At 53.9% G+C, this 25,862-nt stretch carries 20 protein-coding genes and 1 pseudogene; 8 read left to right on the top strand and 13 right to left on the bottom strand.

All coding sequences use genetic code 11. The annotated features are described in order from the left end of the window. Window positions 1-107: 107 nt before the first annotated feature. Window positions 108-2,507, bottom strand: coding sequence for a bifunctional dihydroorotate dehydrogenase B NAD binding subunit/NADPH-dependent glutamate synthase (locus PREDE_RS08100; protein WP_005846390.1), 2,400 nt, complete (start codon window positions 2,505-2,507; stop codon window positions 108-110). Between the two features lie 189 nt (window positions 2,508-2,696). Beyond that, on the bottom strand, window positions 2,697-3,989 hold the full coding sequence (serS, locus tag PREDE_RS08095) for a serine--tRNA ligase (RefSeq protein ID WP_005846388.1): 1,293 nt from the start codon (window positions 3,987-3,989) through the stop codon (window positions 2,697-2,699). 280 nt (window positions 3,990-4,269) lie between these two features. On the opposite strand from serS, the gene PREDE_RS08090 reads away from it, so the two are divergent. Further along, window positions 4,270-4,563 carry a hypothetical protein gene (locus tag PREDE_RS08090; protein WP_005846386.1) on the top strand — a complete coding sequence of 98 codons (294 nt, stop codon included), beginning with the start codon at window positions 4,270-4,272 and terminating at the stop codon, window positions 4,561-4,563. A 227-nt stretch (window positions 4,564-4,790) separates the two neighbouring features. Here PREDE_RS08090 and PREDE_RS08085 read toward each other — a convergent pair whose 3' ends face one another. Beyond that, on the bottom strand, window positions 4,791-5,546 hold the full coding sequence (locus PREDE_RS08085) for a YaaA family protein (RefSeq protein WP_015310362.1): 756 nt from the start codon (window positions 5,544-5,546) through the stop codon (window positions 4,791-4,793). Between the two features lie 580 nt (window positions 5,547-6,126). Here PREDE_RS08085 and PREDE_RS08080 point away from each other — a divergent pair. Genes PREDE_RS08080 through PREDE_RS13885 form a run of 3 tightly spaced genes read left to right on the top strand, consistent with a single transcriptional unit; the run spans window position 6,127 to window position 8,412 of the window. Then, window positions 6,127-6,705 (top strand): isochorismatase family protein, encoded by a 579-nt coding sequence (locus tag PREDE_RS08080; protein WP_005846382.1) that lies wholly within the window; start codon window positions 6,127-6,129, stop codon window positions 6,703-6,705. Beyond that, window positions 6,706-8,217 carry a Y-family DNA polymerase gene (locus tag PREDE_RS08075; RefSeq protein ID WP_005846380.1) on the top strand — a complete coding sequence of 504 codons (1,512 nt, stop codon included), beginning with the start codon at window positions 6,706-6,708 and terminating at the stop codon, window positions 8,215-8,217. 48 nt (window positions 8,218-8,265) lie between these two features. Then, window positions 8,266-8,412, top strand: coding sequence for a hypothetical protein (locus PREDE_RS13885; protein ID WP_005846363.1), 147 nt, complete (start codon window positions 8,266-8,268; stop codon window positions 8,410-8,412). A 41-nt stretch (window positions 8,413-8,453) separates the two neighbouring features. On the opposite strand, the gene PREDE_RS08070 is transcribed toward PREDE_RS13885, so the two are convergent. Genes PREDE_RS08070 through PREDE_RS08060 form a run of 3 tightly spaced genes read right to left on the bottom strand, consistent with a single transcriptional unit; the run spans window position 8,454 to window position 14,946 of the window. After that, window positions 8,454-10,094: an alpha-L-fucosidase gene (locus tag PREDE_RS08070; RefSeq protein WP_005846361.1), complete on the bottom strand. Its 1,641-nt coding sequence runs from the start codon at window positions 10,092-10,094 to the stop codon at window positions 8,454-8,456. A 43-nt stretch (window positions 10,095-10,137) separates the two neighbouring features. Then, complete coding sequence (locus PREDE_RS08065) at window positions 10,138-11,832, bottom strand: RagB/SusD family nutrient uptake outer membrane protein (protein ID WP_005846359.1); 1,695 nt, start codon at window positions 11,830-11,832, stop codon at window positions 10,138-10,140. A gap of 12 nt (window positions 11,833-11,844) precedes the next feature. After that, window positions 11,845-14,946 (bottom strand): SusC/RagA family TonB-linked outer membrane protein, encoded by a 3,102-nt coding sequence (locus PREDE_RS08060; protein WP_005846357.1) that lies wholly within the window; start codon window positions 14,944-14,946, stop codon window positions 11,845-11,847. Window positions 14,947-15,187: 241 nt separating this feature from the next. On the opposite strand from PREDE_RS08060, the gene PREDE_RS08055 reads away from it, so the two are divergent. After that, a complete protein-coding gene (locus PREDE_RS08055) occupies window positions 15,188-16,048 on the top strand; it encodes an AraC family transcriptional regulator (RefSeq protein WP_005846355.1) in 861 nt (286 codons plus the stop codon). Between the two features lie 79 nt (window positions 16,049-16,127). Here PREDE_RS08055 and pyrH read toward each other — a convergent pair whose 3' ends face one another. The 3 genes from pyrH to PREDE_RS08040 are packed head-to-tail and all read right to left on the bottom strand — an operon-like array spanning window position 16,128 to window position 18,022. Further along, window positions 16,128-16,838: a UMP kinase gene (pyrH, locus tag PREDE_RS08050; RefSeq protein ID WP_015310361.1), complete on the bottom strand. Its 711-nt coding sequence runs from the start codon at window positions 16,836-16,838 to the stop codon at window positions 16,128-16,130. 31 nt (window positions 16,839-16,869) lie between these two features. Then, on the bottom strand, window positions 16,870-17,697 hold the full coding sequence (locus tag PREDE_RS08045) for a biotin--[acetyl-CoA-carboxylase] ligase (RefSeq protein WP_015310360.1): 828 nt from the start codon (window positions 17,695-17,697) through the stop codon (window positions 16,870-16,872). Further along, a complete protein-coding gene (locus tag PREDE_RS08040) occupies window positions 17,639-18,022 on the bottom strand; it encodes a YraN family protein (RefSeq protein ID WP_005846350.1) in 384 nt (127 codons plus the stop codon). The genes PREDE_RS08045 and PREDE_RS08040 overlap by 59 nt, the downstream gene beginning before the upstream one ends. Window positions 18,023-18,127: 105 nt before the next feature. Here PREDE_RS08040 and PREDE_RS08035 point away from each other — a divergent pair, with 105 nt between their 5' ends. Continuing rightward, window positions 18,128-18,580 (top strand): nucleoside deaminase, encoded by a 453-nt coding sequence (locus PREDE_RS08035; protein WP_015310359.1) that lies wholly within the window; start codon window positions 18,128-18,130, stop codon window positions 18,578-18,580. Window positions 18,581-18,606: 26 nt separating this feature from the next. Here PREDE_RS08035 and PREDE_RS08030 read toward each other — a convergent pair whose 3' ends face one another. Further along, entirely contained in the window at window positions 18,607-19,464 is an 858-nt protein-coding gene (locus PREDE_RS08030; protein ID WP_005846346.1) for a Cbp1 family collagen-binding glycoprotein adhesin, read from the bottom strand. Further along, complete coding sequence (rsmI, locus tag PREDE_RS08025; RefSeq protein ID WP_005846344.1) at window positions 19,461-20,174, bottom strand: 16S rRNA (cytidine(1402)-2'-O)-methyltransferase; 714 nt, start codon at window positions 20,172-20,174, stop codon at window positions 19,461-19,463. Before rsmI ends, PREDE_RS08030 begins: the two co-directional genes overlap by 4 nt. Window positions 20,175-20,311: 137 nt before the next feature. Here rsmI and PREDE_RS08020 point away from each other — a divergent pair, with 137 nt between their 5' ends. Both PREDE_RS08020 and PREDE_RS08015 read left to right on the top strand, forming a co-directional pair. Next, the gene (locus tag PREDE_RS08020; protein WP_015310358.1) at window positions 20,312-20,935 is read left to right on the top strand and encodes a thymidine kinase; all 624 of its coding nucleotides are present in this window, start codon (window positions 20,312-20,314) and stop codon (window positions 20,933-20,935) included. Window positions 20,936-20,967: 32 nt separating this feature from the next. Beyond that, complete coding sequence (locus tag PREDE_RS08015) at window positions 20,968-22,029, top strand: AI-2E family transporter (RefSeq protein ID WP_015310357.1); 1,062 nt, start codon at window positions 20,968-20,970, stop codon at window positions 22,027-22,029. Window positions 22,030-22,050: 21 nt separating this feature from the next. Here PREDE_RS08015 and PREDE_RS08010 read toward each other — a convergent pair. After that, window positions 22,051-24,245: pseudogene (locus tag PREDE_RS08010) on the bottom strand (GH92 family glycosyl hydrolase). 87 nt (window positions 24,246-24,332) lie between these two features. After that, window positions 24,333-25,784, bottom strand: a complete 1,452-nt coding sequence (locus tag PREDE_RS08005) for a sialate O-acetylesterase (protein WP_005846331.1) — start codon at window positions 25,782-25,784, stop codon at window positions 24,333-24,335. Window positions 25,785-25,862 lie beyond the last annotated feature (78 nt).

The following is a 25,862-nucleotide window of genomic DNA, read 5'->3' as shown; positions in this document are numbered from 1 at the left end:
CAAAGATAAGGCTTTTCCGATAAACACCGAAGCCGCCAAAGTCTTTTTTAGATAATATTAATAGGCATCGGTGCCTACCAGGCTGGCCCATTAGAGACGTTTCTTCCTTAGCCCAGCAGGGTCGACGCCATGCTGGCGGCAGCACGCCGTCCGTCGCCCATGGCCAGAATCACCGTGGCACCGCCACGAACAATGTCGCCGCCTGCATAGAGTCCGGAGCGTGACGACATCATGTCTTCGTTCACCACGATGGTATTCTTCCGTCCGAGTTCCAGCCCGGGTATCGACTTCGGCACCAGCGGGTTGGGCGACACACCGACAGCCACAATCACCTGGTCGCACTCCAGCGTGACGGTCTGCCCCGTGATCTCCGGCCGCCGACGGCCAGAGGCATCGGGCTCACCCAGCTGCATCACGTCGAGCACGGCCGCGCAGATGCGCCCATTCTCGTCGCCCAGATACTCCTTGGGATTGTGGAGCGTGAGGAAGCGAATGCCCTCTTCCTTGGCATGCTTCACTTCTTCCAAACGGGCGGGCATCTCCGCTTCCGACCGGCGATAGACCAGCGTCACGTCGGCACCCAGCCGTTTGGCCGTGCGGCAGGAGTCCATGGCCGTGTTGCCACCGCCCACCACGATCACTTTCTTGCCCAGAATGATGGGCGTGTCGGTGTCGGGGTTGGCCGCATCCATCAGGTTCACGCGTGTCAGATACTCGTTGCTCGACATCACATTGATGAGATTCTCACCCGGAATGTCCATAAAATTGGGCAGACCTGCTCCCGAAGCTACAAAAATTCCCTTGAATCCACGTTCTTCAAGTTCCTCTACCTTAATGGTTTTTCCAATGATAGTGTCTGTCTGGAAGTGCACGCCGGCACGCCGCAGATTGTCAATCTCCACGTCTACGATGCGATTGGGCAGACGGAACTCGGGAATGCCGTACTTGAGCACACCGCCAATCTCGTGCAGGGCCTCGAAGACATATACCTCGAATCCCCGCTTCACCATGTCGCCGGCAAAGCTCAGCCCCGCAGGGCCAGAGCCTACCACGGCCACCTTGATGCCGTTGCCCGGGGCAATCTCGGGCAGGGCCATCTGTCCGCTCTCCCGCTCGTAGTCGGCGGCAAACCGCTCCAGATAGCCGATGGCCACGGCCGGCTCGTTCATTTTGACGTGAATGCAGCGGCTCTCGCACTGTTTTTCCTGGGGACACACGCGGCCGCACACGGCCGGCAGGGCCGAAGTTTGCTTGAGCACCTTGGCGGCAGCGAGAAAGTTGCCCCGCTCTATGTTCTTGACAAACGAGGGGATGTCGATGTTCACCGGGCATCCTTCCACGCACGTGGGCTTGGCGCAGTCCAGACAACGGTGGGATTCTCTCACGGCCATCTCTGCCGTCAGGCCTTGGTTCACCTCCTCGAGCCGGGTGGTGGAACGGTAGGTGGCATCCAGTTCGGGCATTTTCACCCGCTCAATGGCCATCCGTTCCTTTGCTTTCATCGCCGCACGCAAATCCTTGCGCCATTGAGCATTACGCGAGTAGTCCTCTGCTGATTCTGCCTCTTCCGCAGGAGGAAGCGACGGATTCCCTTGGAAAGTCTTCCCCGTCTCCTCTCCAGTGTGAGGAGGCAACGGCCCTCCTTGGGAGAACCCTCCCGTTTCTCCTCCGGCAGGAGAAGGGGCGGAGGAGGCCTGGTAATGCTCCATCTCCTCCCGCTCCACGTTTTTGAAGGTGCCCATGCGCTTCATCATCTCGTCCCAATCCACCTGATCGCCGTCGAACTCGGGGCCGTCGATGCACACAAACTTGGTCTTGCCGCCGATGGTGAGCCGGCAGGCACCGCACATGCCTGTGCCGTCCACCATGATGGTATTGAGCGAAACGTCGTTGGGTATGCCGTATTTCCGGGCCATCTGCGAGGTGAACTTCATCATGACAGGCGGGCCAATGGCCAGCACCTTGTCCACATGCTCGCGCCGAATCACCTGTTCCACGCCCACAGTCACCACGCCTTGCTGGCCGTAGGAGCCGTCATCGGTCATGATGATGACCTCGTCGCTGTATCGGGCCACATCGTCCACCATGATGACAAGGTTCTTCGTGCGGCCGGCCAGCACCGAAATGACACGGTTGCCGGCCTGCTTCAGAGCCGTGAGAATGGGTAGGATGGCCGCAATGCCAATGCCGCCGCCGGCACAAATCACCGTACCGTAGTTCTCGATGCGCGAGGGATTGCCCAATGGGCCCACAATGTCGTGCACGGTGTCGCCTTCACGGAGCCGGCAGAATTTGGTAGACGAGAGACCCACCTCCTGGATGACGAGCGTCAACGTGCCCCTGGCGGCATCTGCCTTGGCAATGGTATAGGGCACGCGCTCGCTTTTCTGGTCCACCCGTACAATGATGAAGTTGCCGGGACGGCAGCTCCGGGCTATGAGCGGAGCCTCCACCTCGAAGCAATATACTTTCTCGGAGAACTGCTCTTTCTTGATAATCTTGTTCATGGTTCGCAATATCTTTAGTGGTTGTTTTTGTATAATGAGGTTGAGCAGGGTAGGGCGGACGGGGCCGGACTATGGGTGGAATGCGGCAGGGACATGCGGCCCCACATGTCTGTCAAGGCTTTGGGGCCACAGACATACAGGACGTATGTCCCTGCCAAATGTCAGCTGTTGTATATATAATAAGGTGTCTTATCCGAAGTTCTTGTCGTCGAGCATCTCGAAGCCACAGTAGGGCACAAGCACTTTCGGCACGCGGATGCCCTCGGGCGTCTGGTTGTTCTCAATGATCGAAGCCACGATGCGGGGCAGGGCGAGGGCCGAGCCGTTCAGCGTGTGGCAGAGTTCGGTCTTCTTGGTCTCCGCGCGGCGGAAGCGGCAGTGCAGCCGATTGGCCTGGTAGCTCTCGAAGTTGGACACCGACGACACCTCCAACCAGCGCTTCTGGGCGGCGCTCCACACCTCGAAGTCATAGCAGATGGCCGACGTAAAGCTCATGTCGCCGCCGCAGAGCAGCAGGATGTGGTAGGGGAGTTCCAGTTTCTGCAGCAGCCCTTCCACGTGGTTCAGCATCTCCTGCAGGCTCTCGTAAGAGTGTTCCGGCTTGTCAATGCGCACGATTTCCACCTTGTCGAACTGGTGCAGACGGTTCAGTCCGCGCACGTCCTTGCCGTAGCTGCCGGCCTCGCGACGGAAGCAAGCCGAGTAGGCGCACCGCTTGACGGGCAGCTCTTTCTCGTCGAGAATCTCGTCGCGGAAGATGTTGGTCACCGGCACCTCGGCTGTGGGGATGAGGTAAAGGTTGTCGAGATTGGCATGATACATCTGTCCTTCCTTGTCGGGCAGCTGGCCCGTGCCGTAGCCGCTAGCCTCGTTGACCACGTAGGGCGGCTGCACTTCCAGGTAGCCCGACTTGCGGGCCTCGTCGAGAAAGAAGGCTTCCAGCGCACGCTGGAAGCGGGCCATCTTGCCCAGATAGATGGGGAAGCCGGCCCCGGTAATCTTCACTCCGAGGTCGAAGTCCACCAGATTGTACTTCTTCAGCAGGTCCCAGTGGCACAGCGCGTCGCCGTCCAGCTGGGGCATGGGGCCGCCTTCTTTCACCACCACGTTGTCCTCGGCGTCCTTGCCCTCGGGCACGGCGTCGTTGGGAATATTGGGAATCTGGAGCAGCACCTGCGTCATGTCCTCCTGTGCCTTGTCCATGATCTCCTGCAAAGCCTTGTCTGTGGCTTTCAACTCGGCCACGCGGTTCTTTATTTCTTCAGCCTCGGTCTTCTTGCCGTCCTTCATCAGTCCGCCAATCTGCTTGGCAAACAGGTTCTGCTGCTGCTTGTTGTTGTCGAGTTTCAGCTGTGTCTCGCGGCGCAGCTTGTCATATTCCAATACTTTCTCGACGGCTTCGCGTGCGCCCTGGAAGTGTTTCTTCTCCAGTCCTTTGACCACACGCTCCGTCTCTTCGCTTATAAGCTTCAATGTAAGCATGATGCTGTGATTTTAAGAATTATCTATATTTCGGGCAAAAGTACAAAAAAACTGTGAGAGCGCAAACAATTTCGATGAAATAAGCGGCCGTTGCTTTCTTTTCGTTCACAGGCCTTTATGATTTATCATAATCATTGTTATATTTGAAAAGTGGGGCGAACGGAGGCTGGAAAGCGGTGGGCCGTATTGCTAATAATTTATAATTTGAAGACCGGGAGCAGCTTGTTCTGGCATAATTACTTATCTTTGCAACTCATTAAACACTGTAAAGAATACGATTATGATTAAGATGTATGGCATGAAAACCTGTCCGTACTGCAGCTATGTGGAGAAACAGGTGGAAGGCAATCCCGATTTTCAGCTTGTGGACATTGGCGAACATGTGAAGAATCTGAAAGAGTTTCTCGACCTGCGCGACCATCATCCCGCTTTCGAGGAGGCCCGTCGCATTGGCGACGTGGGCATTCCCTGCTATGTGCGCGAGGACGGCAGCGTGACGTTGTCGTCGGCCGAGGTGGGTCTGGAGCCCATGCCCGACGGCCCTGCATGCAGCCTCGACGGCACCGGCTGCTGACCATGGGCACCTGTGTGCACGTCCTTTACTCATCGGCCGCCCGGCAGACCAAGCGTCTGTTGGGCGGTTTGCGTAATGCGCCGCATAGTGGGCACTTGAAAGCAAAGCTATAATCGGCTTGCGACAACACCGTAAACGCGAGCGGATTACGGTGTAATCGTATGGCCTTTTCGCCGCAAACGCGCGGCGATTACGCCGTGCACGCGGAACCGTTACACGGGGACGGTTTATCCCTCGCGCACAAAATAAGGAATGGCGGGCTCGCCCAGCTGAGGCCGCCAGGCAAATCCCTCGTAGCCGAACTCGTGCAGGGCTTCGGCCGACGTGGGCTGCTGCTCCAGCAGCCAGCGTGTCATGGCTCCACGGCAGGCCTTGGCCCACACTGCCTGGACGGCCAGCTCTCCCCCACTGTCCACCATGAACATGGGCTGAACGACACGCAGCTCGCGGCAAAGCCGCCGCCAGTCGAACAGATGTTCGTATTCGCCCGTGCTGAGATGCACCAGCACACCATCGTCGGCCAGCGTGCGGCGGATGAGCAAGTCGGTGAGTTTGTCCCTCCAGAAATGGAACAGCGGAACGTCGTTGGTAGCTGGTAGACTGATGGTTGGCACGATACGGTAAGACGCGATTCCGTCCAGCGGCCGCAGCAGTCCGTAGAGATAGCACGTAATGCGTAGGTGCTCCTGAGCATAGTCGAGGGCTGACGGGCTGAGTGTTGCGGCCCGCAGGTGCTTGTAGGCCTGGCCGCTGTAGGCCATGATGGCCGGCCGGCGTTCGGCCAGCAGAAAGTTCTGATAGCGCAGCCAGTTCTCGGCGGCCAGCTTGGGGCTGCATTTCAGCTGGTCGCCCAGCTCAGCGGCATCCATCCGGGCCAGGTCGGCCGCAATGGCTTGGGCCGTGGCGTCAAACATGGGGACAGATTGGGGCTGCACCGTGCAGCGGCCATTCATCAGCTTGGCATCGGCAAGAAGTATTTGCATATCGGCGGTTTTGGGAGTTTGTGTTGCGGTGCAAAGGTAAGGTTTTTGGGCGAATCCCGTCATCCGGGGCCGGCTGTTTTTGCGTCGGGACACAAAAAAACAAGACCTCTCGCGAGACCTTGCATCTTTGTTGGCAGAACCTTGGTTCCGCTTTTGGAGCTTGATTGTGGGTTCACGCCTCACGGCGGAAACCAACGCTCATGCTTCAACTTGTTGTCCTGAATGGTTCAATCTTTGTTTACCTTAAACTAATTACCTAATGACTTAAACAATCTTTACCTAAAAACCTAAAACTAAAAACCTATATGAAACTACTAACCTAAAAATCTTATTAACCTTTTGACGATGCAAAGATACGGCGTTTCTCACGACTGCACAATGTTTTCGCTCCTGTTTTCTCCCAAAACCACTCAATTCTTGACCTAAATCAATGGGTTGTGTGCGGGCACAACACAAAAACTCCTGTTCGTCGCAATGAATGTCCCCACGGCTTGCCGCTTTCAGAAAAAATCTCTATTTTTGCATTTGCAAGTACCCCTCACCCCGAAACCGTGAGGTCGGAGAAAACCCTGCAACGAAGATGGAAGAAACGAAGAAGATAAAAAAGATGCTGCTCGTCGTGGATCCGCAGATTGATTTCATCGGCGGAACGCTGCCCGTGCCCGGCGCGGCCGAGGCCATGGACGGGCTGGCCCGGTATGTAGAGACCCACGACGACTATGCCGTGAAGCTCGTCACGTCCGACTGGCACCCCTACCGCCACGCATCGTTCGACCGTGAAGGCGGCCAGTGGCCGCCCCATTGCATCCAGCACTCGGCGGGGGCGGCCCTCTGGCAACCCCTGCTCGAGGCGCTCAACCGCTCGCGCGGTGGCTTTACCTTATTATATAAGGGCGACCGGGTGGACCGCGAAGAATACTCCATCATGCAGAACGATCGGTCGGCTGCCGTCGTCGACCGGCTGGTGCGGGCCCTCCGCATTGACCGGATAGACCTGTGCGGCCTGGCCGGCGACGTGTGCGTGCTCAACACCGCACGCGACCTGCTGGCCCTCTACGGCCCCGGGCGGCTGCACCTGCTCACCCCCTACTCGCCCTCGCTCGACGATGGCAGCCGGCTGCGCGCCTTTGTCCGGGAAAACGGCATCACCGCCGAATAGATGACAGACAAGCGCAGCTATATCGCCATCGACCTCAAGTCGTTCTACGCCAGCGTGGAATGTCGCGAGCGTGGACTGGATCCGTTGACGACGAATCTGGTCGTGGCCGACGTGAGTCGCACCGAGAAAACCATCTGTCTGGCCGTGTCGCCCTCGCTCAAGGCCTACGGCATCAGCGGCCGGGCACGCCTCTTCGAGGTGGTGCAGCGGCTGCGCGAGGTGAACTATGCGCGGCGCCAGCAGGCGCCGGGGCGGCAGTTCGCGGGGCAGTCGGTGTCGGACACGGAGCTCAAGGCCCATCCCGAGCTGGAGATTGGCTACATTGCCGCCACGCCACGCATGGCGCACTACAAGGCCTACAGCAAGCGCATCTACGAGATATACCTGCGCTACGTCTCGCCCGAAGACATCCACGTCTATTCCGTCGACGAGGTGTTCTGCGACGTGACCCCCTATTTGGCCAGCTATAAAATGACTGCCCACCAGCTGGCCATGACTATGATACGCGACGTGCTGCGCGAGACCGGCATCACGGCTACGGCCGGCATCGGCACCAATCTCTACCTGGCCAAGGTGGCTATGGACATCGTTGCCAAGCACATGCCGGCCGACAGCGACGGCGTGCGCATAGCCGAACTCGACGAAACAGCCTACCGTGAGCAGCTGTGGGACCACCGGCCGCTCACCAGTTTCTGGCGGGTTGGGGGTGCCACTGCCCGCAAGCTGGAGGCCTACGGCATGCACACCATGGGCGACGTGGCCCGTTGTTCCGTCAATCACGAGGCGTTGCTCTACCGGCTTTTTGGCGTTAATGCCGAGCTGCTTATCGACCATGCCTGGGGCTGGGAACCGTGCACCATGGCCGCCATCAAGGCTTACCGGCCGGAGACGAGCTCGCTGAGCAGTGGGCAGGTGCTGTCCGAACCCTATGATTTTGCCAAGGCCAAGGTGGTGATGAAAGAGATGGCCGACGCGCTGGCCCTCGACTTGGTGGACAAACGGCTGGTAACCGACCAGATTGTCATCACCATTGGCTACGACCGTGAAAGCCTCATCCGCCCCGAGATACGGGCCGCCTACCGTGGCCCCATCGGCTTCGACCACTATGGCCGGCAGGTGCCCCGACCGGCACATGGGTCGCAAAATCTGACGAGGCTCACGGCTTCGAGTAGAAAAATCATTGAAGCGGCTATCTCTTTGTTCGACAGCATGGTTAACCCTAACCTGCTCATTCGTCGCTTGAACATTGTCGCGGCACGGGTGTTGCCCGAGCAGGAAGCCGAGAAGCAGCACCAGACGCCGGTACAGCTCGACATGTTTGCCGACAATTCCCTGCTGCTGCAACAGCAGCAGGACGAGGAACGGTCGCTCGCCCGCGAGCACCGCATGCAGGAGACACTGCTCGACATCAAAAAGAAATTTGGGAAGAATGCCATCCTGCGGGCTCTCGACTTTACTGAGGGAGCGACGGCCCGCCAGCGCAACAGCCAGATAGGCGGGCACCGCGCCTGACCTTTCTGCACGCCAAAGCCACGGACACTCATCGAAAATACGACGATAATGGGAAAATACGACGACATCATTCACCTGCCCCACCACGTTTCCAAGCTGCATCCCCCCATGCCCATGTCGGAGCGGGCGGCCCAGTTCGGCTCTTTCGCTGCGCTTGGCAGCCTGGACTTTACCTCCTCGTCCGCCAAGAGCTGACAGGCCAGCGCTTAGTGGACAAGGAGAAAAAGGGGCCGCGACTACCTAATCTCCAGTACGGGCGCAATAGTGTTGCAGGGCTTTCCCGGGAGCTCTACCACAAGCCCTGTGGCTGTACGGTTGAACTTCACCTTACCGTGGCCAAGAAGTCGGACAGTATGAATCTTCCCCGAATAGAGATCACTACCGTCCGCCAGGCTCTTAATCGTTAACTGATGAGTGTCCGGCCAGGCAAGTGCTGTGGCATAGAGCACATTGCCTTTTGTTGTAAATCGAATCTCAGAGGCACCGGCCTTGGTGTATGAACCCTCGTTGAAGCCCTGGGCGTTAATCTTAATATCGGACTCTGCAATGGGACCCTCACCGAACTTTTTCCAAGGACGGGTTGCAAAGATGCTCTCTTTATTGACACGCATCCATGCGCCAAACTCATCCAGAATGGCTTTCTCCTTCTCGTCGAAAGTACCGTCAGCCCGTAGAGGTACCGAGAGCAACAGGTTGCCGTTCTTACTGACCACATCAACAAGAAGCCGTACAGCCTGCGAGGCCGTCTTGTACCAGCCGTTCTCGTAGACCTCGGTATCATAGTGCCAACCACCAATACACGAGCAAGTCTGCCAAGGATGGTCAACAATTTGGTTGGGCGCACCGCGCTCAACATCCCATGTAATGCCCTTGCGCTGGTTCTTATTGAGAATCTTACCAAACAGAACGGCCGTCATTTTCCCCTGATGCGTGGCCAGGTTGTGGTTGTAGAAGCCAGCCGCTATTTTCAGTCCGGCATCGCTGATTGGCCAGAATGGCAGTACGGTTACGTCAAAATAGAGCAAGTCGGGGTTATACCGATTGATGACATCAAGCGTCCGATTGTAGAAGTTGGTAACGAATTGCTGCGACGGCTGAGCCACACCGTTGCCCCAACCCCACTGTTGATGAATCATGCCATCGGCCCAGGAGCCCCGACTCAAGGGATGATTCTGCTGATAAAGGTCCTGCGGATCCAGGCCTTCCCACCATTTGCCCTTGCCGTCGGCCTTGGTGAGCCAGCCATCGTAAGGCACCCCCATCTTGTCGCCACTACGGTCGTAGCGGCGCGACGGCTCGTACCACGACCACGCATGGTCGGCATGTAGCGACACGCCAAACTTCAATCCATGTTTGCGGGCTGCCTCTGACCATCCTGCAAGAATGTCCTTATGTGGCCCTATATTCTTGGAATTCCAAGGCTGATACTTGGAATCCCAAAGGTCGAAATTGTCATGATGATTGCCAAGAGCAAAGAAATACTCCGCGCCGAGGCTCTTGTAATAGGCCACCAACGAGTCTGGATTCCAACGCTCTGCCTTGAAAAGAGGTAGAATGTCCTTGAACCCCACCTCAGACGGATGCCCATAATGCTCACAATGAAACTTCCAAGCCTTGGATCCCTCCTGGTACAGGGCGCGCGCCATCCAGTCGCCCGAACCCTCTACACACTGTGGTCCCCAATGGGCCCATATCCCAAATTTGGCATTGCAGAACCATTCGGGCACTTGATATTGCGTTTCAAGAGATTCCCATGTGGGCTGAAACCGGCCCGTAGTCATCTTTTCTTGCGCCTCGGACACGGGCACTTCGTAGGTTTGGGCCCATGAAACAGAGGGCAGCAGGAACAACAGGCTTATGAATAATGGTTGTTTCATATCGGGTATGCTTTACTTTTAAGTCAAACGGAGCAATTCTTTTTTAATTGTAGCCCTCGTTTTGTTTTAAGTTTTTGTTGACATTCAGATCGTTCTGAGGGATTGGGAAATAGCGATTATGGCTGTCCCATGCACGCGCTTCAAACTGATAATAGCCATCTTTGTCTATCGGAGAAGCCGAAGCACCACTGCCGCGATAGTTGCGTGCCGACGGATCATCGGAGAGTTTCACACCCGTAAACACATGGTTGAGCTCCTGCTTGGCAGTGCCCCAACGAAGAATATCGAAATAACGGAGGCCTTCGAGAGCGAGTTCCACGCGGCGCTCACGACGCACGGCCTGCCGCACATCGTCTTGTGAAGCGAGCTCTTCTTTCTTGAGGCCCGGCAAGGACACGCGACTGCGAATCTCATTGATCGTCGCGTCAATAACCTGTTGTGTCACAGCACTGGGGTTTGACTCGTTCAATGCCTCAAGATAACTGAGCAGTACCTCCGCATAACGCATCACGGGAGTATAGGTATAGGTGCTTCCCAAATTGTTTGTAATCGACGGATCAAGCCCTTTCTTTGGACAATAACCGTCAAAAAGCGTGTAGCGGTTATAGCTGTCTGAGGTGTTGGCACCCTTGAAGCAGTCGTAAGTAATGTCATTATACTTCGTTCCTGGATAGCTGCCGAGGGGTGGCAAGAAGACCGTGGCATAAAGACGGGGGTCGCGATTGACATACGGGTCCGCATCATTATAAAGCGGCGACTGGTCAATACTCTTGCCATCAGTGCAGAAATAAGCCTTTACAAGCTCGTTATAAGGCGCAAACTGGTGCCAGCCACCATACGCACACTCTGGATAGGCATACTGATATCGGGAAGTAGTGTACTGGTCCTTGACATAAGTAATGCAGAAAATCTGCTCGGCACTCTTCTCTCCACCCATTTGGAACAATTTCGCGTAGCTGTCAGCACCGTTAGTCTTGTCTATCTGATAGATGCCAGAATCTATGACTTGCCCGAGAACCCTGGCCGCATCGGCCCACCGTTCCTCGGCCAGATAGAGGCGGCTCAACAATGTACGGGCCGCACCACTGGTGTATCGGCCTACATCTGAAGTCTCATATGTAGCCGGGAGTAAGGATATGGCCTCTTTCAAATCGCTCTCGACTTGGTCGTAGACCTGCTGTTGAGGAGTCTGCGCAATCGTATTCGCTTCTGCTACAGACAGCGTCTTCAGCGGCATGGGCACATCCTTGTAATAGAAAGCCAAGGAGAACAGGTAGTAGGCACGCAGGCATTTTACCTCGGCCTTATACTGATTTTTCAGCGTCTCATCCATCGGACAGTTGTCGATATTGCCGAAAAATGTGTTGTAGCGGGATATATGGGCATAGGCATTACTCCAATACCAACGCAGGTTGCTGTTGGTAGCCACCGTATTGGTGCTGGCCATCAGTGTCGTGAAGTTCTCTTTCTCTGTGCCATTTCCACCGGCAAAGTCAAGATAGAGCAGGCCTTGAGGCGTAAGGAAGTCGTCATGCGACCAGCCGCTTTCAAAGCGATAGCATCCTACAAGAGCCAGATGAGCATCGCTCTCTCCCGTCCAAAAGTTGCCATTGGAGATGGCTGCCGGCGGGTTCTTCTCAAGCAGGTCGGTAGAACAAGCGGTCAACCCTGCTGCCAATATGACTGGAAACAACACCACACTGGTGTATTTCGCTAAATAATATCTTGTTTTCATCATCGTATGCTGCTTTTAGAATTTTACGTTCAGTCCAAACGAATAAACACTGTTGATGGGATAGTAGCTCGGTGCATCGCCCGTTGCGATCTCGTTCTCAGGGTCCCATCCTTTATAGAACTTGTTGATGCAGAAGAGATTCTGCCCTGATGCAAACACCCGAATGTGCTCAATGCCAATCCGGTGAACCAGCCGCTTAGGCAAGGTATAGCCTATCTGCAAAGTCTTCAGGCGAAGAAAACTTGCATCTCTCGTCCAGTAATCAGAGATTTGCAGGTTGGGATGGTTCATGTTGAGCGTTTCCAAGCGTGGGTATTCAGCCCATTTGTTGGGATTCTCCACAGTCCAGCAGTTGTCGGCTTGCCACCGTTGGATGGATCCTCCATTGTAGAAAGCATAGGCCATATAGGAACCAATGAGACGCTTGTAACCACCCAGTCCCTGAAACAGAGCCGAAAAATCAAATCCCTTGTACTGGGCCGTCAGGTTCAGTCCATAGTAGAACTTAGGAGTTGTGCTGCCCAGCACCTTGCGATCATAGTTGGCATCGACCTTGCCATCGGGCACACCATCGGGGCCGGAAATGTCTTTATACTTCACATATCCCGGCTTGATGTTGCTCTTGCCCACCAGTTGTTCAGGGGCGGCATCTATCTCGGCCTGATCCATAAAGAGGCCATCGGTCTCATAACCATAGATAATACCGATGGGTTGGCCCACAATACGGTTGTTATTGATTTCCTCCGTGGCACCATTGGAAAGCTCTTCCACAGCATTCTTTATCCATGTAAAGTTGGGAGATATACTGAATGTGAAATCCTTTCCTATCTTTCCATGATAGGCAAGACTGGCCTCAATGCCCTTGTTGGACACCGCACCAACATTGGATTGGCCCACCGACATGCCCATGATGGAAGAAACTTCGACGGGTGCAAGTATGTCGGACGTGTACTTATAGAAGTAGTCAATGGTGGCCGTAAGGCGGCTGCTGAACAGGTTGAAGTCGATGCCGAAGTCGGTCACGGCCGTCTTTTCCCATGTGATGTCCTGATTCAGATAAGTTGTCATGGCTGCTCCCGACTGCAATGTGCCTCCCAACGGATAGTCGTAGCCCAGGGTATAAGTCTGCTGATAAGGATAAACACCGATGTTCTGATTGCCCAAAACACCATAGGAGGCACGGAGTTTCAGATAGTCGACAACGTTGGAGATAGCAGCTTTTTTCCAGAAACTTTCCTCGGACACACGCCAGCCGGCCGACACTGACGGAAAGATGCCCCACCGATGCCCTTTGGCAAAACGCGACGAACCGTCGTAGCGTACGTTGGCTTCCAGCAGGTAGCGGCCGGCATAGGCATAATTGACACGCCCGAAATAGGAAATCAACGCATACTCAGAGAGCCCGCTATTGTTGGTGGCCGTCGAAGCATCGCCCGAAGACAACTCGTAGAGATAGTTGTTGGGAAACGTATTGCGATAACCATTCAAGTCCCTGTCTTTCGTGCATTCCACCGAGGTGCCCAGCAGTGCACTGAGCGCATGACGGCCAAACTCACGGTCGTACTTGGCATAGGCTTCCATGTCGGTGTAGGTGTTGTTGGCCGAATACACGTTCAGGCTGGCTGGCCCGACGGTCTTTGTAGCGTCGAAATAGGTATTGGCATTATAGGTTTTGTCGTATGCCGTATAGTAGTTGCCACCCATTTTGCCCGTGAGCGAGAGCCCCTCAAGTGGTGTGACCCAGGTGAGCAGGGCCGAACCACTGATGTTGCGGCCCACATTGCGCACAAACGACTCGCCGGCCATCCATGCCTCCGGGCTGTAGTTGTCCTGATAGCCAAAGCTGCCATCGCTCTTCCGACCGGCAAACTGTGCGCCTTCGCGCACGGCATAGCCTATCATGCTGGTGATTTCATGGGGTGCTTTGTAGCGATTGTTGTAGGCATTGACGTTGATGCTGATGTTCAATCGGTCGGTCAGGTCGGCCCGCAGAGAGAGCAAAGCCGTCATGCGCTCGTTGTAGGTCTTGTCCGTCATGCCGTTCTGCTTGCGGTAGCCCACGGAAAGATTGTAGGTGAGCTTTGGTGTTCCACCCGACACGCTCACGTTGTGCTGGTGCTGAAAACCGTTACCCGACTCCAGCAACCACTTCAGATGGTTCACGTTAGGGTAGTTGTCGGGGTCGCTTCCATCACGGAATTTCTGTATCTGTTCCTGGCTATAAGCATCCTGCCGCCCCATATTTTGCATGGCCATATTATAATAGGTGGCATACTCCCACGAGTTCAGGAACTCAGGAAGCTCGGTTGCCCACTGCCATCCCATCTGGCCATTGTAGCTGATGCTGGTCTTGCCCTCCTTACCTTTCTTGGTTTCTATCAGGATCACGCCATTGGCGGCGCGGTTGCCGTAGATGGAGGCCGAGGCGGCATCTTTCAGAAAAGAGATGTTATCTATGTCGTTGGGTTCCACATCGTCAAGATTTCCTGCCATCCCATTGATAAGCACCAATGGGTCTGTTCCGGCGTTCGAGAAAGTGCCTGTACCACGAATTTTCACGTTGGCTCCCGTGCCAGGAAGACCGGAAGAAGCGATGACGCTGAGGCCGGGAGCCAGTCCAGCTAAGGCCTGTGACGTGCTAGAGACGGGCTTATTAGCAATATCCCTGGCCGTCACTGACGATACAGACCCTGTGAGATTAGCTTTCTTCTGCGTACCATACCCCACGGCCACCACCTCGTTCAGTAGGGCAACGTCTTCCGTGAGCCGGATATTTAAAACGTCTTGCCCATCTGCCTTGACAACTTTTGACTGATACCCCACATAGGTTACAACAAGTTCTTGTCCTTGGGCGACGTGAGAAAGAGAGAACGTTCCATCCATGTCGGTCACGGCCCCATTCGTGGTTCCCCTCACCATAACAGTTGCACCCACGATGGGTTCACCCAAAGCATCAAGGATGCGCCCTCTTACTGTTCTTCCGTCTTGCTGGACAACGTAAACGCCTGCATCAGAAAATATTGGGACAGCAGTAGTAAAGGGAAGGTGCTTGGCCTGTATTGTCGGACAAAGGGCAAGCATAGAGGCCAGAAGAATGCCATGCTGTTTGTAGTTCATAAGCGTTATTTTAGGTTTAAATCATATTCTTTCTTTATCTGTCTATATTGCAAAAGTAGGGATTACCATTCAATAATCCATTAAACTTTATGCGTTAAAGATTGCACTTTGTCGACTTGTTGCTTGTTGCGTCACGTCTTCTGCACTGTTTCATCTCTCCCATATAGATTCATGGGAAAGCTCCTTTTCTTTTTGGGAAACCCTTTGATGTTTCATAGAAAATGGCGACATTTGCACAGATATGAACCATTACGACATCTCGCAACTACAGATTACGACCCTCAATACGGGTTACGCGGAGCACCATTCCGACTGGAACTGGCAGAACGTGCGGAGTCCTTTTGCACGTCTCTACTATGTCACCGAAGGGGAGGCATGGGTGAAAATGGAGAATCGGCGCATCCATCTGCAGCCCGACCACATTTATATGATACCGCCTTTCACCGTGCACAGCAACATCTGCACGGGACGCTTCTGCCACTATTACATTCATATCTACGAGGCTCCGGTCGACTTCAGCTTTCTGGAACAGCTCTCCTATCCCCACGAAGCCGCTGGAACCTCACACGACCGGGAGCTGTTTTGCCGACTGATGGAGCTCAACCCCTCCATGCAGCTTCCGGAATCAAACCCACAGTCGTATGACAACAGCACCACACTGCTACGCAATATTGCCAAAAACAAGCAACGGCAATTCTGTGATATTGTGGAATCGAGAGGCATTCTCTTTATTCTTCTGGCCCGGTTTCTCAAAGGGGCGCGACCTAAACAGGACATTAAGGACGAGCGCATCAGCAGCGTTGTGGGTCACATTCGCCGACACATCACCGAGCCAATGGATATTCCTACACTGGCCCGTAGGGCGTTCATGTCGGAAGACCACTTCATCCGCATGTTCCGCAAAGAGTTGGGAGAGACGCCCAATTCCTATGTCATCAGACTCAAGATGGAGCGCGCCGAGCTGCTGCTCGTCACTACCCGACAGCCGATCAAGAACATTGCAGCCCTGCTGGGCTATGACGAGGTGCCCTATTTCAACAGGATTTTCAAGAAGAAAGTAGGGAAGACGCCCAAGGAATACCGAATGGGGAAGACGGAATAAAACGTTGAAAAAAGACGAAACTCTCTCTTTTCAAGAAACTCCCCGAAAACCATCGGACAAGGTTTTCGGGGAGTTTTGCTCAATTGTGCACCAATGTGCCAATCTCCTCGCCGGCCATGACACGCTTGAGGTTGCCCACAACGTCCATGTTGAAGACGTAGATGGGCAGGTTGTTGTCCTGGCACATGCAGATGGCCGTGAGGTCCATCACCTTGAGTCCACGCTCCAACACCTCTTTATAAGTTATCGAAGTGAACTTCGTGGCCGTGGGATCTTTCTCCGGGTCGGCCGTGTAGATACCATCCACACGGGTGCCCTTGAGCATCACGTCGGCCTCTATCTCAATGCCGCGCAGCGATGAGCCCGTGTCTGTGGTGAAGTAAGGGTTGCCGGTGCCGGCCGAGAAGATGCAGACCGTGCCCTGCTCCATGGCCTCGATGGCTCTCCATTTGTTGTAGAACTCGCCGATGGGCTCCATGCGGATGGCCGTCATCACCTTGGTCTTCACGCCAATGGCACCGAGCGCAGAGCTGAGCGCCAGCGAGTTGATGACCGTGGCACACATCCCCATCTGGTCGCCCTTCACGCGGTCGAACCCTTTCTGGCTGCCACTGAGACCGCGGAAAATGTTGCCGCCGCCGATGACGATGCCGATCTGTACGCCCATGTCGCGTATTTCCTTAATCTGCCGGGCATAGTCGCTCAGCCGTTCGGCATCGATGCCATAACCCTGTCCGCCCATGAGGCTCTCGCCGGAGAGCTTGAGCAGAATACGTTTAAATCTTGCCATAACTGGTATTGTTTTTGATGAGTAAAAATCTTTATAACACAAACTCTACCTCCTTGAACGCGTAGCTGCGGATGCTCCCTGCGGTGTCACGCAGGATGAGATGTCCGCCGTCCTCCACCTCGACCAGGGCCGCCTCAAAGCTGCCCGCGGCATCGCGATAGGCATGAAAACCGTCGGCCCGATAGAGATGGGAAGCATAGGCCGCGGCTATGCCGGCATAATTGCCGCGGCGCAGGGCCTCGAGATTCTCGCGGAAAAGCTGAATCACACGGTCGAGCAGCTGCCGGCGGTCGGTCTCGTGGCCCAAAATCTGGACAAGCGACACCGGGTTGGGAGCGTCGCTGCGGAATGTCTGCTGGTTGACATTGATGCCCACGCCGACTACGCAGTCGCGGATGCGGCCTTCCTCCAGCCGGTTCTCTATCAGGATGCCGCAGATTTTGCGGTCGCGCCAGTAGATGTCGTTGGGCCATTTGATCGAGATGCCGCCTGTCAGTTCGGAGAGAGCATCCCGAATGGCCAGTGCGATGCACTCGGAAATGCAGAACTGTGCGCGCACGGGCACCCATACGGGATGGCACAGTATGGAGAAGAGCAGGTTTTGCCCGCGTTCGCTTTCCCACGTATTCGCGCCCTGTCCACGGCCTAATGACTGATACTCTGCGGTGATAACGGCCAGCGAATACGGCGCAATCCCGATGCGATTACGGCCGCACAATTCGGCGAGGCAATACTGATTGGTGCTCGTCGTCTCGTCCAAGGCGATATGGAGCACGTCGGGAGCCGGCTTTTTGGCCTTTTTAAACAAGGAGCGGATTGAAAGCATCTTGCAGGTGATGAAGTTGAATGTCGGCACCATCTTTGCGCCCTACAATGGTGATAATGTCAAAACGCAGGTGTTCCACCACGTGGCACTGCTTGACGTAGCAGTCGGCCGCAAGTCCGATATGGCGCATCTTGCGCACGTTGACGGCCTCTTCCGGGTCGCGGAGCTGCTCGGCGGAACGTGTTTTCACTTCGACAAAGACCACCGTCCGGCCATCGGGCGACTTGCAGATAATGTCAATGTCGCGGTGGCTCGGGCCCGACCGCCAGTCGCGCTCCAGGATGACGTAGCCCTGCTGCCGCAGATAGTCTGCGGCAAAAGCCTCGCCCCACTTACCCACTTCGTTGTGCTCTGCCATGCGTCGTACTTATGATTGTCATGCAAAAATAGTGCTTTTATCCCACACTTCAAAAAGAATGTTGTAATTTTGTGGGGAAATTACAAGTCGAAAAAAAAGAAAACCATGGAAACAGAGACGCAGCGGCAAAGCGACGAACGCTTCATGCGCATGGCCCTGCAAGAGGCCGAGACGGCCTTGGCCGAGGGGGAGATACCCATAGGAGCCGTGGTGGTGAGCCATGGGCGCATCATTTCAAGGGCCCACAACCAGACGGAAACCCTGCACGACGTGACGGCGCATGCCGAAATGCTGGCCATCACGGCGGCTGCCAATGCCCTCGGCGGCAAATACCTGCCCCACTGCACGCTCTACGTGACCGTGGAACCCTGCGTGATGTGCGCCGGGGCCATCGGGTGGGCCCAAATGGGGCGCATCGTCTATGGAACCGGCGAGGACAAGCGGGGCTACCGCCAATATGCACCCCACGCCTTGCATCCCAAGGCACAGGTGGTGGAGGGAGTGCTGGGCGAGGAGTGCCGGAAACTGATGGTGGACTTTTTCAGGAAGAAAAGATAGCCTCCCGAAAAAGCCCACCTGCATGATTACTTGACAAGAATGACCAGATATTTGCTGGTGCTCCAGAAAATCTGCGGGTTGGAAATCCTGAGCACATACTGCTTGTTAGCGTCGCGTGTCAGCGTATAACTGCTGGAGGGGTGCATGGTGAGCAGCTTGGCCGACTTGGAATAGAGCCTGATCTCCTTGTCTACACGGATGTCGATCTTGGTGAAGTAGTTCTTGTTGAAACTCGACTGCAGCACCTTACCATCGACCAGAATGCGCTGATCTTTCAACTCCCGCTTGTTGCCGAAGACATACCAGGCCGTGTTGAGCTGCGTGTCCTGGCTGTTGATGGTCTGCGTCTTCTGTGCGCTTTCCGTTTTCAGGTCGGAAACGTTGGTGTTGAGGTTGTTGATCGTCTCGTCCAGCTCCGTGATGTGAATGTCCTTGGCATCCAGTTCGGCACGCAACTGCTGCAACTGCTGGTCTTTTTCATCGAGCTGCTTCAGCATGTTCTCAATGGTTTTTCTCATTTCCTCGCCCTTGAAGCTGCTCTGGCGCAACTGTCCCTGCAACTTCTTGATGAGCTGCCGGTTCTGCTGCATGCGTGTGGAGATGAAGCGAATGTTCTCGCGAATCTGCTGGGCCTTGTTGGCACCCTCGCTCTCCTTGGCGATGCTGACGCGGTGTTCTGCCTCGTTGATTTCACGGAAGCCGTCCTGAATCTCGTTCATGGTCGACATCATGTCGTTGATTTCATTGTCTCTCTGGGCAATGATTTTCTTTAAAGAGTCGTTCTGTTCGATACTCTGCAAGTCGGTGGGAGCCGCCTTCTTGTCTTTGCAGCCAACGGTCATCAAGAGCGCGCAGGCCATGGATAAAAGCAATAATTTCTTCATATCTCGATGTCTTTAGATTTCTTTGGATGTTTCTTAACCGGGACGGTACCTGCCAATACAATGACGATTTCGCCGCGAGGTTCCTCCTCGGCAAAGTGTGCCGTCACTTCTTCAAGCGTTCCCCGGACGTGCTCTTCGTGCACCTTGGAGATTTCGCGGGCTACGCTCACCTGCCGTTCGTCGCCGAAGACCTCGGCAAACTGCTTGAGAGTCTTGAGCAGTCGGTAAGGCGATTCGTAGAAAACCATGGTGCGGGTCTCCTCGCGCAGACTGTCAAGATGGGTTTGGCGGCCTTTCTTCTGTGGCAGGAATCCCTCAAAGCAGAACCTGTCGCACGGCAGCCCCGACGACACAAGGGCCGGAATGCAAGCCGTGGCTCCGGGCAATGTCTGCACCGTGATGCCGGCACGGGTTGCCTCGCGGGCCAGATAGAAGCCGGGATCGCTGATGCCCGGCGTGCCGGCATCGCTGATGAGGGCAATGGTCTGCCCCGCCTTGAGGCGTTCCACGATACCGGCCGACGTGCCGTGCTCGTTGAACTTGTGGTGGGACAGCAGGTGATTTTTAATGTCGAAATGTTTCAACAAGATGCCCGACGTCCGGGTATCTTCAGCCAACACCAAGTCTGCCTCTTTCAAGATGCGGACGGCACGCAGCGTCATATCCTCCATGTTGCCCACAGGCGTGGGTACGATATACAATATGCCCATAAACGATGAGCAAATATAGGCAAATATTCTGCTCTGCCAAAATAATAGCTCATTTCTTTGCAATTTTTAAGTTACCCTAAAAATTCTCTTTGTCGCGCTCCATCAATCAACAATCTTTTGCTATCTTTGCACATGATATGATGGAAAATCTAACAGGGGAAGCCCACCGCCCCGGCAGAATAGAGGTGGTTTGCGGCTCCATGTTCTCCGGAAAAACCGAGGAGCTGATTCGCCGGCTGAAACGAGCTCAGTTTGCCCGCCAGAATGTGGAAATATTCAAACCGGCACTGGACACACGGTACTCGGAGATCAATGTGGTAAGCCATGACAACAACGCCATCCACTCCACGCCCGTTGACAATGCAGAGACCATCCTCCGACTGTCTGCAGGTCATGAGGTTGTGGGCATTGACGAGGCGCAGTTTCTGGACGATAAGCTCGTCGAAGTGTGCAATGCTATGGCCAACAAAGGCATCCGCGTCATTGTGGCCGGGCTGGACATGGACTATCTCGGAGTTCCTTTCGGCCCTATCCCCGCCCTATGCGCCGTGGCCGATGAGGTGACCAAGGTGCATGCCATCTGCGTGAAATGCGGGGCACTGGCCTATGCCAGCCACCGGCTGGTGCACAACGACGCCCAGGTCATGCTCGGCGAGAAGATGGAATACGAACCCCTGTGCCGAAGTTGCTTTCAGAAAGCACTCGAGGAAGACCGGCGAAACGCCCAGTCCAGAAGCCTCTTTGAGCATGTAGCCCCTTGAACAATCCGTCCAAAAACTGCCATTCAGAATTTATGCAAAAGGAAATCACTTTCGACCGTTTCATCCGCCTGGCCGGCATCGGGTTGCTCATACTTGCCGTGTTCTACATGGTGAACTACCTGAGTGGCGTGTTGCTCCCCTTTTTCATAGCCTGGCTTTTTGCCTACCTGCTCTACCCCATCGTGAAGTTTGTAGAGCAGAAGATGAGACTTCGCGTGCGTGCGCTGGCCATCATTGTCACCATGGCATTCGTGCTGTCCATCATCGGGCTCATCGTCTACCTCATTATTCCGCCAATGATTGAGCAGTTCCAGAAGCTCTATGACATACTGACCCACTGGATGCACGAGTCCACTCATACCAACAGCATCTCGGAATGGCTGTCGGGCTGGATAGCCAACAATCAAAGCCAAATAGAGCGATTCTTCAAAAGCACCGACTTCACCGACACGCTGAAGAGTGCGGCGCCCAAGCTCTTCAACATTCTAGGGCAGACGGCAAGCATCGTTATCAGCATTGTGGCTTCGCTCATCACCTTATTATATATGTTCTTCATCTTACTGGACTACGAATATCTTACCACCAACTGGGTGCGCATCTTCCCGCAGAAGAACAGGCCTTTCTGGCGCGACTTGATGAAAGACGTGGAGCACGAGCTCAACAACTACATCCGCGGGCAAGGACTCGTGGCCCTTTGCATGGGCGTAATGTTCTGCATAGGCTTCACCATCATGGACTTTCCCATGGCCATTGGCCTTGGCATACTCATCGGTCTGCTCGATTTGGTGCCCTATCTCCACACCTTTGCCCTCATCCCCACAGCCTTCCTGGCCATGCTCAAGGCTGCCGACACGGGGCAGAGCTTCTGGCTCATCTTCGGGTTGGCCGTCGGTCTCTTCATTGTGGTGCAGATCATCACCGACATGATTGTGACGCCCAAGATAATGGGCAAGGTGATGGGACTCAACCCTGCCATCCTCCTTCTCTCGCTCTCGGTGTGGGGTGCCATCTTCGGCTTCATCGGACTCATCATAGCCCTTCCTCTCACCACCCTCATCATTGCCTACTGGAAACGGTATGTGACCCGCGAGTAAAGACCAGAGACAGGCAGACTTTTACATTGAAAATTTAAGGGTTCCTCCATTCCATATGTCATGGTGATGAATGAAATTCCCTTTGATTTTCTTGCCATTGAGCATGGCCTGCCTTACATAAATGTCACTTGCACGCTTCCTTGCAGCCACAATATGGAAAGTGCGGCCATTCGGCAGATGAATTTTAATGTCGTCGAAGAGCGGAGTTCCAAGGGCCAGCTCACCGCCTACGGGACATACCGGATAGAAAGCCCATCGCACTGAAGACAAACCAAGAAGACATCTCGCCACAATCATCATTACCTGCATATCCGCTTGATGACGTGTTGTACAAGGTGTTCATAATCTGAGAAACCAGTTTTTGCGTCTTTTGTGGCTCGCCGGCATAGTCGTAAAGGTATGCCACATGATGGCTTGGCTCATTGCCATGAACATACTGTCCGATGAATCCGCTGGCATTGTCATTCTTTTCACCACTCGTATCGGTGAGCGTGAAGAATTTGTCCAACCGGCTAACAAACGCTTTTTGGCCACCCATCAGACGAATAAGGTCGGGCACGTCCTGTGGCACGTACCAGTTGTATTGCCAGGCATTGCCCTCGGTATAGGGATTGCCTCCGTTGGCACCATAACGCAAAGGGTCGAAAGGCTCCAACCATTTCCCGTCACTATTCTTTCCCTGAAAGAATCCATTGGCAGGATTGAACAGGTTGCGATAAAACCGGCTTCGCTTCATAAAGCGTTCGTAAATATCCTGCTTTCCCAGTCTTTTGGCAAGCAGGGCCACACACCAGTCATCGAAAGACTGCTCCAAAGTGACAGATACCGACTGCGACTGGATATTTTCTGGCATATAACCATACTGTTCCCAAGCCTCAAAGTTGGACCCCAGGTGTGATCGGGTGCAGGAAGTGACGACGGCATCCAGCACCCGCTCACCATCAATCCCCTTGAGCTACCCCTTGAGATAGGCATCCACCACGACGGGAACGGCATGGTTGCCTATCATGCAGTAATTGTCTTGTCCATAGAGATGCCAGATAGGAAGATAGCCATACCGGTCATAGTGGCAGAGCATACTGTTCACAAACTCGGCGTTTTTCTCTGGAACTATCAGGCTGTAAAGCGGATGGGCGGGCACGAAAGGTGTCCCAAAGCGAGAATGTGGTATAATAGTTTTGGCCATTTGGCATACGTTGCGTGCTATAGTCTGGTGCCGTGTATTCGCCGTTCACGTCGCTGAGCACATTGGGCTGAATCATCGTATGGTAAAGGGCGGTATAGAATTTCTGCATGTCTTTCTCGTTTCCTTTTACCTCAATACGCCCCAACAACTCGTCCCAGGTACGGTCTGCCGCTTCCTTGTAATGCCTGAAGTCCCAGCTTTCGGCTTACTTGCGCATGTTGGCGCGTGCATTCTCCAAAGAGGTAGAGGAAAGTGAAACCTTGCAGGTGAGCGGTTTGCCAACGGTCTGGTCGAAATCGAAGAATCCTTTTAATTCCGAACCATTGACAAGTGTGGCATTCTTTTCTTGTCTGCTTCCGTCTATTAAGAGATGAGAAGTGACCGGCCTTGACAACTCGAGGTGAAAATATACCCTTTGGAGTTTTGCCCACCCTGTGATAATACGCCATCCCTCAATTGTTGTTGGATTGACGAGGCATATCTGCGATTGGATGATGCGTCGGTTCCAACTGCCCTTTGGTGCAGAGTGCTCTATATCCAGGTAAAGCCGCTGACGTTTCCCTTGAGGGAAAGTATATTGGTGGATGCCTGTGCGCGTAGTTGCCGAAAGTTCTGCTATGATGCCAAATTGACCGAGCCTTACCTTGTAATATCCCGGGTGAGCCTCTTCCTCTTCATGAGAGAATGATGAAAAAGGCTTGGCAGTACCTTCTTGAGTGGTGGGCATGAGGAGGATGTCGATGAGGTCGCAAGCTCCAGTCCCGCTCAATCGGGTATAGCTGAAGCCCATGATATTCTAGTCGTTGTAATCATACCCCGAAGCCTTGTCCCAATCGGGTGCATCCTGTGTGTCAGGAGATAGCTGTACCATGCCAAAAGGCAAGGTAGCTCCAGGATAGCAATTGCCCGAGAGACTGTTGGCAACAGCACCTGTTCCTATGAACGGGTTCACATATTGGGTAAAGCCTCTTGCAAATGAAGCACTATATACGACAGCGGCAAGAAGTGTTGCAAATAGTTTCTTACTCATACGTTTTTCTCTTGAGTTTTTACTTTTATTTCAGAGTTATGTCTTCAAAACTTCTTTCTATAAGCTAATATCCTCTTATGAAAACGATTAATATTCACTGTTCAATCGATTCTTTCCAAATGAAAGGCCTGGCCAATCGTCTGTACGGAAAGAGGAGGCAGGAAGTCCGAAATGATTGAAAAGCTCAATCTCTGGGTTGTCTTGCCAGGCATATCTCACTGCCAATGGAAAAGGCACGTCCTTGCACCAAACAATGATGTTGTTGTCCTCTATCCTGGCTTCAGCTTGATGGAACTTATGGTCGGCACCGGCAATGGTGAAATTCTTGAGTTTGTCGCCCTTGACCTGCAATCCACCGGCCGGTTCCATCTTCAATATTATCTTATCTCCATCAATAGTATAGTCTTTCAGTGTTGGCCCCCAGTAAATTGCATCCTTGGCATGGTAGCATTTGGCAAGTGCTATCTGAGCTAATCGGCGTCCAACCTCCTGCTTGTTGGGATAATGCACATTGTCACCCTCGCCAATGTCTGCCGTCACAACCATCCCTGTATTTTTTACATGCAGTGCCATTTGCTGCGCTTCCCTTATCTCTGCCCAAAGAGACTCGACGGGCTCGTTCTTGCGAGCATGGAAGTTGGCTAACTGTACGAAAAGAAACGGCATGTCCTCTTTTTCCCATTGCTTTCGCCAGTCGCTGATGAGCATGGGCAAGAGGTCGCGATATTCATATCCGCGCAATTCGTTTTGCTCGCCCTGATACCAGCATACGCCTTTGATAGCCATAGGCACCAATGGACTAATCATGCCATTCCAAAGTGCTGTCTGAGAATTTCGCCATGGATGATAATCGGTTCTGGAGATACTGTCGGCGAACTGGGGTGCATACAGAAGCGTGCTCTTGCTAATCCATGACTCTATGTTGGAACCACCCCAAGTAGCATCTATGACACCAACAGGAATACCTGTCTTTTGGTTGATTTCACGTGCAAAAAAATAGGCCACAGCAGAGAATTCTGGCACGGACTGCGATGTGCATGCCTGCCATGTTGGTGAATTAGCAACAACTTGGCGAGACGGTTGCTCGGCTGCCACCTTGTGTATTTGCAGCAACCGGATGCCCTGATGATTGGCTTCTGCCACCTCTTTGTCGGCATTGATCACCTGGGCCCAACCTTTTACAGGAAACTCCATGTTCGATTGTCCACTGCAAAGCCAAACTTCGCCCACCAATACATTTCTCAACGTGATGGTCTGACCATCAGATATACTGATCGTATAAGGGCCTCCGGCTTCAGGGGTCTGGAGAGAGGCCCTCCATTCTCCTTTATTGTCTGCTCTGACGATGATTTTCTCTTGGTTCCAGGATGCGGTAATTATTACTTTCTTATTAGCTTTTGCCGATCCCCAAATTGGAGCGTTGGTTTGCTGTTGGAACACCATATTGTCGGAGAACAAAGGCGGTAGTATTGGCAATGCCATGGCTGTATTTGCCATGGTCATCGCCATAATGATGGTTGAGAAAAGGATTTTCTTCATCTTTTAGAATCGTGATGATTGAATGATGGGAGCATATACCCTAATACTTGGGGACGGGATAAGCCCCTAAACAAATTC

It is taken from the genome of Prevotella dentalis DSM 3688 (genome assembly GCF_000242335.1).
Classification (GTDB): domain Bacteria; phylum Bacteroidota; class Bacteroidia; order Bacteroidales; family Bacteroidaceae; genus Prevotella; species Prevotella seregens.
The sequence above is the reverse complement of the archived record's forward strand: the minus strand, read 5'-3'. Positions and strand labels throughout refer to the sequence as shown.